Consider the following 15,015-nt stretch of genomic DNA (forward strand, 5'->3'; position numbering starts at 1 on the left):
CCCGCCTGCTCCGCGTCAAGCGCCCGCCCGGCATCGCCATCGTCATCACCCCCTGAGAGAAATTGTCGGTGCCCTTTACTAGGGTCGGCGCGTGCAGACCGATTCCCCGATTGACGTCGATCTCGTTGCCGCCGTCCACGACGCGTTCGCCCGGTTCGGCGGGCCCGGGCCCGGGATCGGGGTGAGCAGCGAGGCACCGATCCGATGGATCAGCGCGCTGCTCGACGGCGGGCACGAGGATAGCGCCGTCGCAGAGCTACGCGGGCTGCTGCGCCGGGACGAGCCACCGGCCGGGATCGACGAGGTGGCGGCTCGGATCCGGACCGGCGAGCGACGTCGTACGCTCGCCCTCGCCATGCTGGACAGTCCGTGCGTGTCCGGGCCGTACGGATCGCCCTGGTCGCGTCCGTACCGGGGCGTCGCGGCCACGGTCGTCCGGCTGGCCGACGGCGATCAGCAGCTGGAGGACGCCGCGCTGCGGAAGGTGCTGGAGCGCGCGCCGGGTGCGGCCTGGGAAACTCCGCACCGGGTCGGCGTCGTCGTCGCGGCTCTCGCCGAGGCGCACCGCGACGAACCGGCGTACCTCGACCATCTGACCGGCCTGCTCGTCGGCAGCGACCGGCGGTATCTCGCCTTCGCCGCCGCGCTCCTCGGCCCGCTCGGCCGCGGCGCGACCCGCCGGCTCTGCGGCACGGTCCCCGACGAAGCCGGCGAGGCCCTGACCGCCGCGTTCGCCGACGCCGGCCGGTTCGACGAGGCCCTCGCCTTCGCCGGCACGCTCGGCGCCGAGGCTCGGCAACACGCCCTCCTGCGCCTCGCCACCCCGGGCCTGCCGGCTGCGCAGGCCCAGGCGCTCGTCGCCGGCTACCGCAAGTGCCCCGGGACCAGCCGCAAGCGCGACGACCGGGTCCTGCTCCGGATTCGCCTGATCCAGCTGCTCCTGGCGCTCGACCGGGTCGACGACGCGCTCACGGAGCTGGCCGAGCTGCCCGACTGCCGCTACGCCGGGCACGGCCCGGCGCCGCTGACCGTGGAGGTGCTGCGCCGGTTCGCGGACCGCCCGGCGGAGGCGACCCCGGCGCGGTTGCGAGCCCTGCTCGACGTGCTCGCCGGGGACCACGTCATCGCCCAGGAGCTGGACGGGGTCATCATCGACGCGGTGCGGCTGGTCCACCGCCTCGGCGACGCCACGGTGCGCACGCAGCTCGCCGCGACCGACGTGCCACGGCTGCGGGACCGCCTGCGGATCGGAGGAGAGCTTGCCGACGTCGCCCTCGCCTGGGCACGGGTGGACGACGGCGACCACGCGGCCGCCGATCCGCTGTTCACGTGGGCGGCCGACCACGGGACCCACACCATGATGATGAGGATCCTGCTCACGCTGGCGCCCGAGGCCCGCCTGGCGAGCCGGAACCCGGACCTGTTCACCCGTCTGCTCACCGCGGCGTTCCGCGACGTGGTGCGGTTCCCGCTCGGGGGGTTCGGCGCGGACGAGGTGCGACTCGCCTCCGACGCTCTGCCCGGGGCGCCGCACGGCTATCCCCGGTGGGCGGGCGTCCAGGTCGCGGGCTTCGCCGCGGACACCGGCAACCGGCAGCTGCTCGCGCTTGCGGTGGCGGTCGCACCGGACCCCGAGGCGGTGCAGGAGGTCGGGCGGGACGTCGCCATGGTCCTAGCCCGCGCGGGTGAGCGGGCCGCTGCGGTCGAGATCGCGGAGCTCTGCGGGCTCAGCAGCGCCGAGGGGTGAGCCCGACCCCGCTCATCGGCCCGGCGGCCGCGTGACGGCCCGGCGCCGGGACCGGCTCGCGGGGTGAGCACGGTACGGGTGGCTTGCGGTTGTCGAGCCGGGCACCCGTACGGAAAAGTCTGCCGGGTTGGACATTGTTGAGGGTCAATGTATTGTGGGAGCGCTCCCAGGTTGCGTCCGCCACTCTGCTCGAGGAGCCCCACCCATGTCACGACGGCGTTTCCGCCCGGCCACCATGCTGGCCGGCCTGCTCGTTCTGGCCCTGTCCGCCCTCCTGCTGACCTCGGTTTCCCTGGCCGGCACGGCCGCGGCCGGCACCTCCCACACCCGCGCGGCACCACTGGCCGAGCTCACCGTGGTGTCCGAACAAGTGGCTTCCGGCCTGCGCCGCCCGATCGCGATCGCCGGGCTGCCGGACGGCCGGATGCTGATCGCGGAGAAGGGCGGCACCGTCCGTTCCTACCACCCCGACACCGGCCTGGCCGCCGACCCGGTGCTCGACCTGAGCGCCCGGATCGACCCGTCGGACAACGAGCGTGGCCTGCTCGGCATCACGCCCGCGCCGAACTTCGCGCGGACCGGGATCCTCTACGTGGCCTACACGAGCCTGCCGGCCGGCGCGCTGACCCTGGCCCGGGTGCCCCTCAACGCCCCGGACCGGCTGCAGGTGCTGCTCACCCAGGAGCACGCCGAGTACGGCAACCACAACGGCGGGCAGGTCGCGTTCGGCCGCGACGGCTACCTCTACTGGTCGCTCGGGGACGGCGGCCACGCCAACGACCCGTTCAAGGCCGGCCAGGACCTCGGCACCCTGCTCGGCAAGATCGTGCGGATCGACGTCAACCGCGCCTGCGGGGCCAAGCCCTACTGCGTGCCCTTCGACAACCCGTTCGTCCGCACGGCGGGCGCGCGGCCGGAGATCTGGGTCTACGGACTGCGCAACCCGTGGCGGTTCTCCATCGACCCGGCCGACAACTCGCTGTGGATCGGTGACGTCGGCCAGGGCCTGGTCGAGGAGGTCAACCACATCCGCCCGTCGCAGCGCGGCGCCAACCTCGGCTGGTCCTGCCGCGAGGGCACTCCGGTCTTCGACCCGCAGCAGTGCCGCCCGGGCGGGCGGTACACCGACCCGGTCTTCGAGTACGAGCACTACCTCACCGAGAACTGCTCCGTCACCGGTGGCGTGGTGTACCGAGGCTCCCGGACCCCGGAGGCACGCGGCACCTACATCGCGAGCGACTACTGCTCGACCCTCGCGTTCGCCGTGCGGCCCAAGCCCGGGGGCGGCTACGAGTCCGCCACGATCGGCAAGTTCCCCACCCAGCCGACCGCGTTCGGCACGGACGTGCACGGCGAGCTGTACGTGCTCAGCGACCTGCCGGGATGGCTGAACAAGGTGCGGATCGAGCGGGTCCCGCCGGCCTCCCCCAGCGCGGTGGCCAACCGCTGACCTGGAGGATCTCCTCCGCATCGGCAAGATTGACCGGGGACGGCCGCTCGAAGCGGCCGTCCCCGGCTCGTTCCCGATGTCCCGCGCACTCCGCCCACTCCGTCCAGCCGGGACGGCCGGTTCCGGCCACTGGTACGAACAGCTCCGCCCCCGGCCGGGATGGGATGCTGGGCGCGTGATCGCCGAGCCCGCTGCCGGACCGGGCACCCGGACGCCGTGGCGCCGGCCCGGGCCGAGCTGATCAGCTGCTGGCCGATGACGGCGACCGACAGCGTTTTCCGGGTGCGCGAGTTCCGCTACGTGTGGGCCGCCGAGGTCCTCTCCATCGCCGGCGACCAGCTGGCCCGGGTGGCCCTGGCGGTGCTGGTGTACGGGCGCACCGGCTCGGCCGCCTGGGCCGCGGTGGTCTACGCGCTGACCTTCCTGCCGGCCCTCTTCGGCGGCGTACTCCTGGCCGGGCTGGCCGACCGCTACCGCCGCCGGGAGGTGATGGTGGCGGCCGACCTGCTGCGCGCGGTGCTGGTCGCCGTGATGGCGCTACCCGGGCTGCCGCTGCCCTGGCTGGCGGTGCTGCTCTTCCTGGTGGTGCTGGCCGGCACACCGTTCACCGCGGCGCAGGGCGCGCTGCTGCCGGAGATCCTGCCCGGCGCCCGCTACGAGCGGGGGCTCGCGGTACGCCAGATCACCGGCCAGTCGGCACAGCTGCTGGGCTTCGCCACCGGCGGCATCCTGGTCGCCGCGATCGAGCCGGGCCCGGCACTGCTCGGCAACGCCACGACGTTCCTGGTGTCGGCGGTGCTGATCCGGGCCGGGCTGGCCGACCGCCCCCGGCCGGTGCCGGAGTCCCGCGACGACCTGCGGACGAGCGTGGCGGTACGCGGCCTCCGCGCCGACCCCCGGCGGCGCGCACTGCTCGCGCTGGCCTGGATGGTCGGCTGGTACGTGGTGCCGGAGGCGCTCGCCGCCCCGTACGCGGACCAGATCGGCGCCGGACCGGCCGCCGTCGGCCTGCTGATGGCGGCCGACCCGCTGGGCAGCATCGCGGGGGCCTGGCTCTTCGTCCGGCTCGTGCCGGAGCGGATCCGCGACCGGCTGATCGGGGTGCTCGCGGTGGGAGCCGGCCTGCCCCTGCTGCTGACCGCGGCGCAGCCCGGCGTGGCGATGTCGATGGCACTGTGGGGCCTGTCGGGGATGTTCAGCACCGCTTACCTGATCCAGGCGCAGGCCGGTTTCGTCCGGTCCACCCCGGAGGGCGAACGCGGCCGGGCGATCGGCGTGGCCGCTTCCGGCCTGCTGGCGGCGCAAGGGGTGGCCGTGCTGGCCGGCGGCTGGGCGGCCGACCACTGGGACGCTGCGACGGCGATCACGGGGGCGGCGCTGGCCGGCATCGTCCTGTGCGCCGCGGCCGCGGTGGCTCTGCGCTCGGCGGACCACCGCGCCGCGGGCTGACTCACCAGTTCTTGTTGCGCATGGCGTCCTCCTCCGGTCGTCGAACGGTCCAGGCTGGTCACCAGCTCTTGTTCTTGCGCACCGCATCCTCCTCGACCGCGAGAACGTCCACGGTATACCCGGCAGCGGCGGTACCGGCCGGTGATCATGGTCGATGGCCGGAACCGGAAACCGTCGCCACCGAGAACCGACGGACGGCAGTTCCGCGGTACGCAGGCTGACACAATGCGCCCATGCGTGTCCTGGTCGCCGACGATGACGCCGGCCTCCGCGCGGCCATCAGCGCAGCCCTTCGTGCCGCGGGGATCGATGCGAGGACCGCGGCTGACCTCGCGGACGTCGACTTCACGCTCGCCTCGGCCGCGTACGACGGCCTCGTGCTCAGCCGGTCTCTGTCCGGCGCCGACGCTCTCGACTACGTGGCCCGGCGGCGGCAGGCGGGGTGGTCGGTTCCGGTGCTGTTCCTGACGGACCGCCAGTCGGCCGACGACCGGGTCGCGGCACTGGACTGGGGAGACGACTTGCTGGCCAAGCCGCTCGATATGGCCGAATTGACGGTAAGGGTGCGCAGTCTGGCTCGCCGGAGTGCGGTCACCGCAGAGCCGGTGCTGCGCATGGGAGAGCTCACCATGGATCTCCAGCGCCGCGAGGCGCGCTGGGGCGACGTGCCGCTCGCCTTGACGGCGGAGGAGTTCGCCGTGCTGGAGGTGCTGACGACCCGGCAAGGGCTGGCCGTGGCACGCACCGACCTGCTGGCCCACGCCTGGGATCAACCGTCCGATCTCACCACGAACGTCCTGGATGTAGTGATCGCCCGGCTCAGCCGCAAGCTCGCCGGGCGTGCGCTGATAGAGACAGTGCGGGGAGCCGGCTACCGGCTGACGACCGAAGCCCGGGAACGGTCGAAGGTGGAACGTCGCCTTCCCGTGCCCGCCCGGAGGCTCGGAGCTGGCCGGGCCTTCCTGGACGGCTTGGCCGGCGTGGTCTCGTTCGGCCTGCCGTTGCACGAGGCGTCCTCCACCGGGTTGACGGACAAGGCGGTGGCCAACATCGCCGACGCCGCGCGACGCGTGGGCCGGGCAGGTACCGGTGACTGACCCGACGGCATCGGACGTGACGGGAGAGGCCGAGCCGGCGACCGGCCCGGGACTCGAGCTCTACGGCCGGGCGGACAGGCCGACGCGGGCGGCAATCGAGCGGGAGCTCGAACGACTGCACTGGCAGCGGCGTCAGGACATGTACCTGCGCTGGGCCGGGCTCGTCTCCGGCCTGGTCATCGCCCTGTCGTTCCTGAGCGCGGGCACCTGGCTCATCGTGTCCGGCCACGGTGTCGAGGGCAGCCTCATCGCGAGCGTGGACATCGTCGCGCTGGTCACCGTCTTCGTGGTCCAGGTCCGGAGCCGCCGCGACGCCTGATCGGCATCGTCGACCGGCCGCGCCGGTTCAGCGATCAGATCGCCGCCGGGCGCACGTCGAGACCCAGCGCGTGCGCCGTCCGTTCGTAGACGGCGGCTGCCAGGCCGGCATCGCGAACGATCTTCGGTGGTGTCGCGGCCGCGCCTTTCGTGAAGTAGCCGCCGTTCGGCGTCGGCGGGATCCCGGCCGTGGCGAGCATGACCGGGGTGCGGGCCGCCTTGTCCGGCGTCTGGGCCATGATGCCGCTGACCGAGGAAACCACCTTCAGCAGGCCACCGGCCTTGGTGTGGAACCCGGTTCTGATGACGCCCGGGTTGGCGCTGTAGGCGTTCATGCCGGGCGGAAGGCGGTCGGCGAGCGCGGTGGTGGCCAGCAGGTTGGCGAGTTTGGCGGTGCCGTACACGGTGAGCTGGGAGAAACGGTCCCGCCAGGAGGTGCCGGTGACGTCCGGCGCGCTCGCGTCGAGCCGGCCCCGGGTCACCAGGTCACTCGAGATGGTGATGATGCGCGCGTCCGCGGTGAACAGGCCGTCGGCGAGCAGCAGATGGGTGAGATGGAACGGCGCCAGGTGGTTGAGGGCATGGGTCCGCTCGATCCCGTCGGCGGTCTCGGCGTAGCCGGCGAAGGCGGCTCCGGCGTTGTTGACCAGCACGTCGACGTGCCCCACGGTGGCGCGCAGCTGCGTCGCGAGGGCCCGGACGGCGTCGCGATCGACCAGGTCGGCATGCAGGACGTGCACCGCACGGCCCGGCGCGACCGCGGCGAGCGCCTGCCGGGTCGACTCGGCGCTGGGCGCGTCGCGGGTCACCGCGACGATGTCGAAACCGTCGGCCAGGAGCCGCCGGGCGGTGGCCTGGCCGAGGCCGCCGGCCGCGCCGGTGATGACTGCAGTTCGGGTGATCACGGGCATTCTCCTGGTCAATGGCGGAGCTGAAGGGTGACGTCGGCCCGGTGGCCGTCGGCGGCCGGCCGGATGACCGGCCAGCTGCCCGGGGATCCCTTGGCCATGCGGATCTCGATGTCGTGGGCGTTGACGTACGGGCTCCGCCCGCGATCGGCGTACGGCGGCATCGCCTGGATGCGCGCGGCGAAGTCGTCGGGGAAGTACAGTTCCGTACCGAGCAGGGCCTTTCCGCCGACGCTGACCCGGACGTGGATGTGCACGGTGCGCGGGGTGTACCAGCCCGGCACGATGGTCTGGAATTCGACGTACCCGTCGGGGTCGGTGGTCTGCTGTCCACGCAGGAACGTCGCGGTGTCCGTGGGCCGGAACCGCCGCAGGCTCAACGACACCAGGGCCGGGAACTTGTCCGCGCCGTAGCGCTGGTAGCCGGAGTAGACGCCTGCGGCGTCGCAGTGCCAGATCTCGACGGCTGCCCCCGACAGCGGAGCCAGCGTGCCGACCTCGACGGCGCGGATGCGGAGCACCAGAGGGGCGCCGCTCCGGCCTTCGCGGATGTCCCGCCGTTGCGGTGACCCGGGCACGTAGTAGGGCCCGTTCCCCTGCCCGGCCGTGGCCTGGTCCGCGTCGAGGGTGGCTGCCCGGCGAATGGTCCCCCGATTGTCGAACCGCCCCAGCACCGCCGTCAGTACCCGCCTGCGCACGCGGTCGCGCATCGCCCCTCCTTCCAATTGCTTGGAGTCTCCAAGCATCATCAGTGTGGGACATATACTTGGAGTCGTCAAGCATCGGAATCTCCAAGTAAGCTGGCGCGATGGACGGTGAGTCGTTGACCTATCAGCTCCTGCGGCTGGTGCACGCCATGGACGACGCGACCGACGCCGCCATCCAGGACGTGCTCACCGAGCTCAACCTGACGCATCCGCTGGCCGACGCGCTGTGGCAGCTGGATCCCGCCGCCCCGGCCCCGTCGATGCGCCAGATGGCCGTCCGGCTGCGGTGCGACCCGTCGACCGTGACGTTCCTGGCCGACCGGCTGCACCAGCTGTCGTACGTGACGCGCACCGCGGCTACCGGCGACCGGCGCACCAAGGTGCTCGAGCTCACCGACCAGGGCCGGGAGGCGCGCCGGCGGCTGGTGGAAGCAGCGACCACCCGTACGCCCCTCGCGCGCCTCACCGCCGCCGAGCAGCGCCGCCTGCACACCCTGATGACCAGAGCAATGGCGCCTTCCGCCACGGAGGAGGAAAAGCGTTACGGATAGCCGATGTCCGTCTCGTCAGGTGGTGGTGATCGCCGGCTGGACGTGGACGATGTGGACCGGCTCGGTGTCCGGGCCGAGACGCACGAAGGCGTGTTCCGTCCAGTTCCAGTGCTGGCCGGTGATCAGGTCGTGGGCCACGAAGTCGTCGTGCCAGTCGAGCAGGGCGACCTCCAGGCCGAGGCGGCGGGCCTCGGCGACGAAAGCGTCGAAGTCGTCGAAGGTGCCCAGGTCCGGGTGGATCGCGTCGCGGCCCGCAGCGTGTTGTTGGCGCCTTTGCGATTGATCCGGCCGATGGGATGGATCGGCGTCAGATACACGACGTCGAAGCCCATGGCGGCGATGGCGGTCAGCCGCCGCGCCGCGGTGCGGAACGTCCCGCTGGTCCAGCGGCCGGTGCTCTCGTCGAAGGTGGCGCCCTCCGAGCGCGGGAAGATCTCGTACCACGCGCCGTACAGGGCCCGGTCCCGTTCGACCAGCTCCACCGTCCACCACCGGCGCCACGTCGACGACCGGTATGCGCAGGTGCCGAGGGGCCGTGGCGGATGTGGTCCCCGCCGGCTCGGGACTCGCCATATCGGATCACGCTAGCGGACCGGGCCCGTTCCGGCAGCCGAGGCCGTTCGACGTGCCGGACGATCACGGCCGGCGGAAGGCGACCGGCTGGGTGCGGGCAGCTGAATTGTCGGTGACGGTAGGCGACAACCATTGCCGGACCGTCGATTGTTCGGTACCGAAGGGGTCATGAAGCGACTTCTCATGGCGGCCCTGCTCGGCACGGCCCTGCTCGGCGGGTCACCGGCCCAGGCTGCGCGCAGGGACGACAGCGTGCGCTTCGCGACGTACAACCTGTCGCTCAACCGGCCCACCGAGGGTCTGCTGCGCGAACAGCTCGCGAATCCGGACGTGGACGACGTCTACCGGCGCCAGGCCCGCAACGTCGCCGAGGTGATCCAGCGCAGCCGGCCGGACGTCGTGCTGATCAACGAGTTCGACTACGACCCGGTGGCGGCGCGCCTGTTCGCCGACAACTTCCTCGCCGTCTCGCAGAACGGGGCACCGGCGCAGCGCTACCCGTACCGGTACGTCGCGCCGTCGAACACCGGCGTCGCCTCCGGCTTCGACCTCAACGACAACGGCATCGTGGACACCACGCCCGGCGATCAGGCGTACGGCGACGACTCGTACGGCTTCGGGCTGTTTCCCGGTCAGTACGGCATGGTCGTCTACTCGAAGTACCCGATCGACATCCGCGGTGTGCGGACGTTCCAGCAGTTCAAGTGGCGCGACATGCCCGGCAACGCGATGCCGGTGGACTTCCACTCGCCGCAGGAGCAGGCCGCGCTGCGGCTGTCGTCCAAGAGCCACTGGGACGTGCCGATCAAGGCCCGCGGCCGGACGGTGCACTTCCTGGTGTCCCACCCGACGCCGCCGACCTTCGACGGGCCGGAGGACCGCAACGGGCGGCGCAACCATGACGAGATCCGGTTCTGGGTCGACTACGTCACGCCGCGGGCGTCGTCCTACATCTACGACGACAAGGGCCGCCGGGGCGGCCTCAGGGCGGGACAGAACTTCGTCATCGCCGGTGATCAGAACGCTGATCCGTACGACGGCGACTCCTACCGGAACGCGATCCGGCAGCTGACGGAGCACCCGCTGATCAACGCCCGGACGTTCCCGTCCAGTGCCGGCGCGGTGGAGGCTTCGGCCCGGCAGGCCGGGGCGAACCTGACCCACCGGGGTGATCCCCGATTCGACACGGCGGACTTCGCCGACACCGCGCCGGGCAACCTGCACGCCGACTACGTGCTGCCCCGGGCCGGCAACCGGATCGTCCGGTCAGGTGTGTTCTGGCCGGTCCAGGCCGACCCGCTGTCCCGGCTGACCGGCGTCTTCGACCCGCAGTGGTCGCCGGTCAACGGCTTCCCGACCTCCGACCACCGGCTCGTCTGGACGGACCTGGTCCTGCCCCGGCACCCGCGGCACTAGGACGTCATCGACGCGACGGGTGGGCAGCGCCCAATCTTCGCTGCGATGTCGCCGGTTCAACACATGAACGGCGCGTCAGTGTCGGGCCGCCGGGGTTGTCTGAGTGCGTCCCACCCGTGTGGAAGAGGAGCCCCATCTCGTGTCAGCCTCTCGTCGTACCTTTCTGACGGGCAGCGCCGCTGCCGGCGTCGGTCTCGCCGTTGCCGGATCCGTCCCGTCTCTGGCGCAGGCCCACCCGGGCCGGCCGCACCGGCCCGCCGGTCACGGCCGCGTGCCCTTCCCGCCGCTCGTCGACGACCCGGCCGGCGTCCTGGCTCTGCCGAAGGGGTTCAGCTACGCCGTCGTCACCCGGGCCGGGGTCACCCGGCTCGACCGCGGCCAGGGCGTCACCCCGGCCGACCACGACGGCATGGCCGCCTTCGACGCCGGCCGGGGCCGCTACACCCTGATCCAGAATCACGAGATCGACCCCGGCGCCCAGCTCGGCGTGCCGCACATCAGAGGCACCGTGTACGACCCCGGCGCGGTCGACGCCGGTGGCTGCACGGTGATCACGACCGACCGCGCCGGACGCAACCTGGGCGAGTTCGTCGCCATCTCCGGCACTGTCTCCAACTGCGCCGGCGGTCCGACCCCCTGGGGCACCTGGCTCACCTGCGAGGAGACCGACGACCGCGCCGGGGACACGTGGACCGAAGGCGACCGCAGCGGCGTCTTCCAGCGCGACCACGGCTACGTCTTCGAGGTCTGGGCCGACGGCACCGCCGACCCCAGGCCGATCAAATGCCTGGGCCGCTACGCCCACGAGGCCCTGGCGATCGACAAGGACCGCACCCACATCTACCTGTCCGAGGACGCCGACGGGCCCAATGGCCTGTTCTACCGGTGGACCACGCCCCACGGCCTCAAGGTCGGTCCGCGCGTGCTCACCCGCCTGGCCCCGGACGCCGGTGTCCTCGCTGCGATGCAGATCATCATGGACGACGGTTCGGTGCTGCCCGACGTGGCCTACCTGACCTCCGCCCAGTTGGGCCGCCCGTTCCCCGTACGGTGGATCGAAGTCCCCGACCGGGACGCGAAGACCACCCCGGTACGCGAGCAGTTCACCGACGGCCAGGTCACCCGCGGACGCAAGTTCGAGGGCGTGTGGGGCACCGACGAGGGCGTGTACGTCGTCAACTCGTACGCATGGGAGGACGGCGACCTCCCGGCGGACGCGGTCCCGCACGACGGCATGGTCTGGTTCTACCACTACCGGAACCAGACCATTCAGCTGGTCACGTACTTCCCGCACCAGGCCACGTCCGAGGAAGGCACGCCGGCGAAGTACACCGATCTCACCTTCGACGGCCCGGACAACGTGACAGTGACCCCGTGGGGCAGCCTGGTGAAGGCCGAGGACGGCGCCGGCGCGTCGCACGTCCTGAGCGCGTTCCCGGGTGGGCCGGCCTACGCCATCGCCCGCAACCAGCTCAACGACTCGGAATTCTGCGGGCCGACCTTCACCGGCGACGGCAAGGTCCTCTTCGTCAACATGCAGGACCCGGGCCTCACTCTGGCGATCACCGGCCCCTGGCAGAAATACCTCGGCTGAGGTACCTGGCCGGCGGACCCACTGTGGCCATATAAATCTCGGGGAAGGCTTCAGCCAGTCGGCTACTCCGGGTAATCACCGGTGGTGGTGCGAGCCCTCCCGAATCACCTCATCGAGGTCGGGCGAGGAGAAAGTCCTCCGGGCACGCACCGCCACACCGCGCCCGGTCGAGCGCCGACGACGGATCGTCCAGCTGTTCGGCCGGGCAGGCGGCTGCGTCGCCGTGCTCCTCCACCGGCTGCAACGGCGCCAGAACCCGGTGATCCCGGCGAACGCGTAGATGCCGTGCATCAGCCCGCCCCGCGAACGCGGATCCCCACGCCACCTCGGCCACAACGCGAAGATCCCGCACCACAGTCCGCCCAACGAACTGTCTGCTCGTCTGCGGCTCCGACATCGGGGTCGACCGCGACGGAACCCGTCCACGTGCGGCAAGACGTTGTACACACAGCCGTCCAGATCGGTCACCCGCGGATACATCTGTCGCTCCGGCGGACCGTCCTACGGCTGCGGCCGGATGCGGATCTCCGGACCGGCCGTCGAGGCCCTGGTTGCCGCCCGCGCGCTCACCCGTTTGTCGTCCCCGACAGTGCTGGACCGGCTCCGACGCTCGGCCGGCCCCGCCGGTACCCATTTCGAGGCGCTTCTGACGGACCTCGACGATCGACTGCGGGAGGCCGGCGGGGAGCACGCCCGCGGAGAACTGAGCTCACCGGCTCTGCAGTGGATCAGGACCAGAGAGAAGCACGAGCGGGACGCTGTGCGGGAACGCGCCAAGCAGGCCGAGCGACTGGCGAAACTGCCGGATGCCGCAACGCTGGCCACCTGGTGGACCGGCGCCGAAGTACGGGAGAAACGCGAGCTGATCTCTCTGGTGCTGCATCACGTGGTCGTCAACCGGGCCCCGCGGCGAGGGAACGTCCCGTTCGATCCGCAGCGGCTGGAGTTCGTCTGGAAGTAGGCACGGAGAACCGCTCGGGAGCTGACCGTCAGGACGCGACGTCGACCAGGACCTTGCCGACCATCCCCCGCTCCACGGCCCGGTGCGCGTCGGCGGTGCGTTCGAGCGGGAAACGGGCCAGCGGCAGGCCGTGCTCCTCCCCGACCGGCAGGGCGCCGTCGCCCACCGCGGCGGCGATGTCCTCGGCCGCCGCTGCCAGCACGTCCGGGTCGAGGGTGTAGAGGATGAGGAACTGCAAGCGCGTGTTGAGGGTCATGTTCTGCCGGACGTCCAGCTCGACCGGCTTGCCGCCGTCGTTGGCGTACGTCGCGATCGTGCCCCGGGTGCGCAGCACGGCCAGGTCCAGGGCGAGGTTCGCGCCGAGCGCCACTTCGGCGACGATGTCGACGCCGTCCGGGGCGATCTTCCGGATGCTCGCGGCCGGATCACCCTCGCGATAGTTGATCACGTGGTGGGCGCCGGCGGCGGTGGCCAGCCGGGCCTTCTCCGGACCGCTGATCGTGCTGACGACCGTGGCGCCGGCCCAGCGCGCGAGCTGGATGACCGCATGCCCGACCGCGCCGGCCCCGCCGGCCGCGAGCACCACCTTGCCGTCGAGAGCCCCGGGCCGCAGGCGGCGCGGGCCGTCCTCGGCGACGGTCAGCGCCCGGTGGGCGGTGAGAGCCGGTACGCCGAGCGAGGCACCGAGCTCGAACCCGGCCGCGTCGGGCAGTGGCACGGCCCGGCCGGCGGGGACGACGGTGAACTCGGCGGCGGTTCCGGTCGGCCGCCCGGCCGTGGCCATGTACAGCCAGACCCGCTGCCCGACTCGGCTCTGATCGACGCCCTCCCCGACCGCGTCGATCACTCCGGCACCGTCCAGGTGCGGCGTGACCTCGGGGAACTGCAACGAGTTGGTGGCGCCCGAGCGGGTCTTCCAGTCGGTGGGATTGACGCCGGACACGGCGATCCGGACGCGTACCTCGCCGGGGGCCGGGGTGGGCAGGTCCCGCTCGGCGAGCTGCAGCACGTCGGGATCGCCGATGGTGCGGTAGACGATGGCCTTCATACCGTGATTCTTGCAGGCCCGGCGGTCCGGATGCCGGTGAGAACGACGTCCAGGTAGCGGCGGGTCAGTGGGGCGCGCTCGTCCGGGGTGGCGTGCACCGTGGCGGCGAAGACGACGCCGCACATCAGGCGGACGACGTCCTGGTGGGTGATCTCGGGCGGACAACGCCGGCGGCTCGGGCGCGGTCGAGCAAGTGGCCGGTCGCCGCGGTCAGGCGGGCGGCCAGGTCGGCCGTTTCCGGCAGGGCGTGCGTCGTGGCGGCGAAGACCGGCTGTATAGAGGCGTCCCTCAGCTGGGCGTCGATGCCGGCGAGGAGAAAACCGGCGAACGCCTGCCAGACGTCGTCGTCGGCGGCGGCGCGGTGACGCCGGTGACCTTCCGTCCGAAGTGGAGTGTGCCGGGAGGCAGTGCGGCGGCGAAGCGCTCCAGCAGGGCGGCCCGCGGCACGGTGGCGACGCCGAATCCGGTGCGGTCGCGGTGCTCCCGCAGGTCGGCGCGGGCCAACCGGTCCCCGTCCGGCGCGCGGAAGGTCAGGCTGTCGATCGGGGGACCCCAGACCGTCCAGGGGTACGCCGAGACCGGACGCGGCCGCGGCGCCGTTGCTGAACACCGTCACCGCGGCACCACCGGCGCGCAGCCGTGGCGCCCGTTCGAGGACGCGTACCCGATGACCGTCGGCCGCGAGGCCGTTCGCCACGTCAGTCCCCCGATGCCCGCGCCTACCACCAGGACGTCCATGCCGGCCTCCGGTCCACTACGATCGTTGTACTACGCCGACATGGACGACATCGCCCGGACGGAAGACCCGGCATCATCGGGTACGCACGAACACGCGTCGCAGCTGATCGCCCAGTCCCTGCTGCGCGCCGCCGGTGAGCACCGGGAGCGCTACCTGGCCGTCTTCGAGCTGCGCCTGGAGGGGCTGCGCCGCCCCGCCGTCGCCGCCGCGCTGGACGAGCTGTTCCGGCGCTCGCAGGCGTTCACCGCGGGGCACCACGCCGCGCTGCACCTGGAGATTCCGCCGGAGTCGGTGCCCGTCCTGCTCACTCTCTACGGCGGCGCGCTGTTCACGCTGGTCACCGGTCCCGCCGCGGCGGTCGGCCCGGAGCTGACCCGTGAGCTGGCCGCCGGGATCGTGCGGGCCGCCGTCCCGGCCGCAAATGAGTGGACATGAACCCCGCTCCAGGTTCTACCGT

The 15,015-nt window shown here is 72.1% G+C and carries 17 protein-coding genes; 10 read left to right on the forward strand and 7 right to left on the reverse strand.

The window, feature by feature from the left end; genetic code table 11:
• Positions 1–91: 91 nt before the first annotated feature.
• The 5 genes from Aau02nite_RS10090 to Aau02nite_RS10110 all read left to right on the forward strand — a co-directional run bounded on the left by Aau02nite_RS10090 (position 92) and on the right by Aau02nite_RS10110 (position 6,062).
• Positions 92–1,747, forward strand: coding sequence for a hypothetical protein (locus Aau02nite_RS10090; protein WP_212988074.1), 1,656 nt, complete (start codon positions 92–94; stop codon positions 1,745–1,747).
• Positions 1,748–1,952: 205 nt separating this feature from the next.
• Positions 1,953–3,197, forward strand: a complete 1,245-nt coding sequence (locus Aau02nite_RS10095; RefSeq protein ID WP_212988075.1) for a PQQ-dependent sugar dehydrogenase — start codon at positions 1,953–1,955, stop codon at positions 3,195–3,197.
• A gap of 255 nt (positions 3,198–3,452) precedes the next feature.
• The gene (locus tag Aau02nite_RS10100) at positions 3,453–4,646 is read left to right on the forward strand and encodes an MFS transporter (RefSeq protein WP_212988076.1); all 1,194 of its coding nucleotides are present in this window, start codon (positions 3,453–3,455) and stop codon (positions 4,644–4,646) included.
• A 233-nt stretch (positions 4,647–4,879) separates the two neighbouring features.
• Positions 4,880–5,743 carry a winged helix-turn-helix domain-containing protein gene (locus Aau02nite_RS10105; RefSeq protein WP_212988077.1) on the forward strand — a complete coding sequence of 288 codons (864 nt, stop codon included), beginning with the start codon at positions 4,880–4,882 and terminating at the stop codon, positions 5,741–5,743.
• Complete coding sequence (locus Aau02nite_RS10110; protein ID WP_212988078.1) at positions 5,736–6,062, forward strand: hypothetical protein; 327 nt, start codon at positions 5,736–5,738, stop codon at positions 6,060–6,062. The genes Aau02nite_RS10105 and Aau02nite_RS10110 overlap by 8 nt, the downstream gene beginning before the upstream one ends.
• 34 nt (positions 6,063–6,096) lie before the next feature.
• Here Aau02nite_RS10110 and Aau02nite_RS10115 read toward each other — a convergent pair whose 3' ends face one another.
• Complete coding sequence (locus Aau02nite_RS10115) at positions 6,097–6,966, reverse strand: SDR family NAD(P)-dependent oxidoreductase (protein ID WP_212988079.1); 870 nt, start codon at positions 6,964–6,966, stop codon at positions 6,097–6,099.
• Between the two features lie 14 nt (positions 6,967–6,980).
• Positions 6,981–7,679, reverse strand: coding sequence for a dioxygenase family protein (locus Aau02nite_RS10120; RefSeq protein ID WP_212988080.1), 699 nt, complete (start codon positions 7,677–7,679; stop codon positions 6,981–6,983).
• 113 nt (positions 7,680–7,792) lie between these two features.
• Here Aau02nite_RS10120 and Aau02nite_RS10125 point away from each other — a divergent pair, with 113 nt between their 5' ends.
• Positions 7,793–8,227, forward strand: a complete 435-nt coding sequence (locus Aau02nite_RS10125) for a MarR family winged helix-turn-helix transcriptional regulator (RefSeq protein WP_212988081.1) — start codon at positions 7,793–7,795, stop codon at positions 8,225–8,227.
• A gap of 15 nt (positions 8,228–8,242) precedes the next feature.
• Here the strand turns inward: Aau02nite_RS10125 and Aau02nite_RS47300 are convergent, their stop codons facing one another.
• Complete coding sequence (locus Aau02nite_RS47300; protein WP_281420969.1) at positions 8,243–8,365, reverse strand: hypothetical protein; 123 nt, start codon at positions 8,363–8,365, stop codon at positions 8,243–8,245.
• A complete protein-coding gene (locus Aau02nite_RS10130; protein WP_212988082.1) occupies positions 8,350–8,709 on the reverse strand; it encodes a hypothetical protein in 360 nt (119 codons plus the stop codon). Before Aau02nite_RS10130 ends, Aau02nite_RS47300 begins: the two co-directional genes overlap by 16 nt.
• Before the next feature lie 259 nt (positions 8,710–8,968).
• Here Aau02nite_RS10130 and Aau02nite_RS10135 point away from each other — a divergent pair, with 259 nt between their 5' ends.
• From Aau02nite_RS10135 to Aau02nite_RS10150, 3 genes are all read left to right on the forward strand, one after another.
• Positions 8,969–10,216: an endonuclease/exonuclease/phosphatase family protein gene (locus tag Aau02nite_RS10135; RefSeq protein ID WP_212988083.1), complete on the forward strand. Its 1,248-nt coding sequence runs from the start codon at positions 8,969–8,971 to the stop codon at positions 10,214–10,216.
• 139 nt (positions 10,217–10,355) lie between these two features.
• A complete protein-coding gene (locus tag Aau02nite_RS10140; protein ID WP_212988084.1) occupies positions 10,356–11,810 on the forward strand; it encodes an alkaline phosphatase PhoX in 1,455 nt (484 codons plus the stop codon).
• Positions 11,811–12,327: 517 nt separating this feature from the next.
• Positions 12,328–12,771 carry a hypothetical protein gene (locus tag Aau02nite_RS10150; RefSeq protein ID WP_212988086.1) on the forward strand — a complete coding sequence of 148 codons (444 nt, stop codon included), beginning with the start codon at positions 12,328–12,330 and terminating at the stop codon, positions 12,769–12,771.
• 28 nt (positions 12,772–12,799) lie between these two features.
• Here Aau02nite_RS10150 and Aau02nite_RS10155 read toward each other — a convergent pair whose 3' ends face one another.
• The 3 genes from Aau02nite_RS10155 to Aau02nite_RS10160 form a co-directional block, all read right to left on the reverse strand.
• Positions 12,800–13,819 (reverse strand): NADPH:quinone reductase, encoded by a 1,020-nt coding sequence (locus Aau02nite_RS10155; RefSeq protein ID WP_212988087.1) that lies wholly within the window; start codon positions 13,817–13,819, stop codon positions 12,800–12,802.
• On the reverse strand, positions 13,816–13,944 hold the full coding sequence (locus Aau02nite_RS47305; protein WP_281420970.1) for a hypothetical protein: 129 nt from the start codon (positions 13,942–13,944) through the stop codon (positions 13,816–13,818). Before Aau02nite_RS47305 ends, Aau02nite_RS10155 begins: the two co-directional genes overlap by 4 nt.
• A 163-nt stretch (positions 13,945–14,107) precedes the next feature.
• Positions 14,108–14,323, reverse strand: coding sequence for a hypothetical protein (locus Aau02nite_RS10160; protein ID WP_212988088.1), 216 nt, complete (start codon positions 14,321–14,323; stop codon positions 14,108–14,110).
• Between the two features lie 274 nt (positions 14,324–14,597).
• Here Aau02nite_RS10160 and Aau02nite_RS10165 point away from each other — a divergent pair, with 274 nt between their 5' ends.
• A complete protein-coding gene (locus Aau02nite_RS10165; protein ID WP_212988089.1) occupies positions 14,598–14,993 on the forward strand; it encodes a hypothetical protein in 396 nt (131 codons plus the stop codon).
• Positions 14,994–15,015: the final 22 nt, after the last annotated feature.

It is taken from the genome of Actinoplanes auranticolor, from assembly GCF_018332655.1.
GTDB classification, from domain to species: Bacteria; Actinomycetota; Actinomycetes; order Mycobacteriales; family Micromonosporaceae; genus Actinoplanes; species Actinoplanes auranticolor.

Coding starts and splice junctions, on each gene's coding strand:
- Aau02nite_RS10150 (WP_212988086.1), top strand. CDS start 12,328: ATGCGGATCTCCGGACCGGCCGTCGAGGCCCTGGTTGCCGCCCGCGCG.
- Aau02nite_RS10105 (WP_212988077.1), top strand. CDS start 4,880: ATGCGTGTCCTGGTCGCCGACGATGACGCCGGCCTCCGCGCGGCCATC.
- Aau02nite_RS10165 (WP_212988089.1), top strand. CDS start 14,598: ATGGACGACATCGCCCGGACGGAAGACCCGGCATCATCGGGTACGCAC.
- Aau02nite_RS10135 (WP_212988083.1), top strand. CDS start 8,969: ATGAAGCGACTTCTCATGGCGGCCCTGCTCGGCACGGCCCTGCTCGGC.
- Aau02nite_RS10100 (WP_212988076.1), top strand. CDS start 3,453: ATGACGGCGACCGACAGCGTTTTCCGGGTGCGCGAGTTCCGCTACGTG.
- Aau02nite_RS10120 (WP_212988080.1), bottom strand. CDS start 7,679: ATGCGCGACCGCGTGCGCAGGCGGGTACTGACGGCGGTGCTGGGGCGG.
- Aau02nite_RS47305 (WP_281420970.1), bottom strand. CDS start 13,944: ATGTGCGGCGTCGTCTTCGCCGCCACGGTGCACGCCACCCCGGACGAG.
- Aau02nite_RS10155 (WP_212988087.1), bottom strand. CDS start 13,819: ATGAAGGCCATCGTCTACCGCACCATCGGCGATCCCGACGTGCTGCAG.
- Aau02nite_RS10095 (WP_212988075.1), top strand. CDS start 1,953: ATGTCACGACGGCGTTTCCGCCCGGCCACCATGCTGGCCGGCCTGCTC.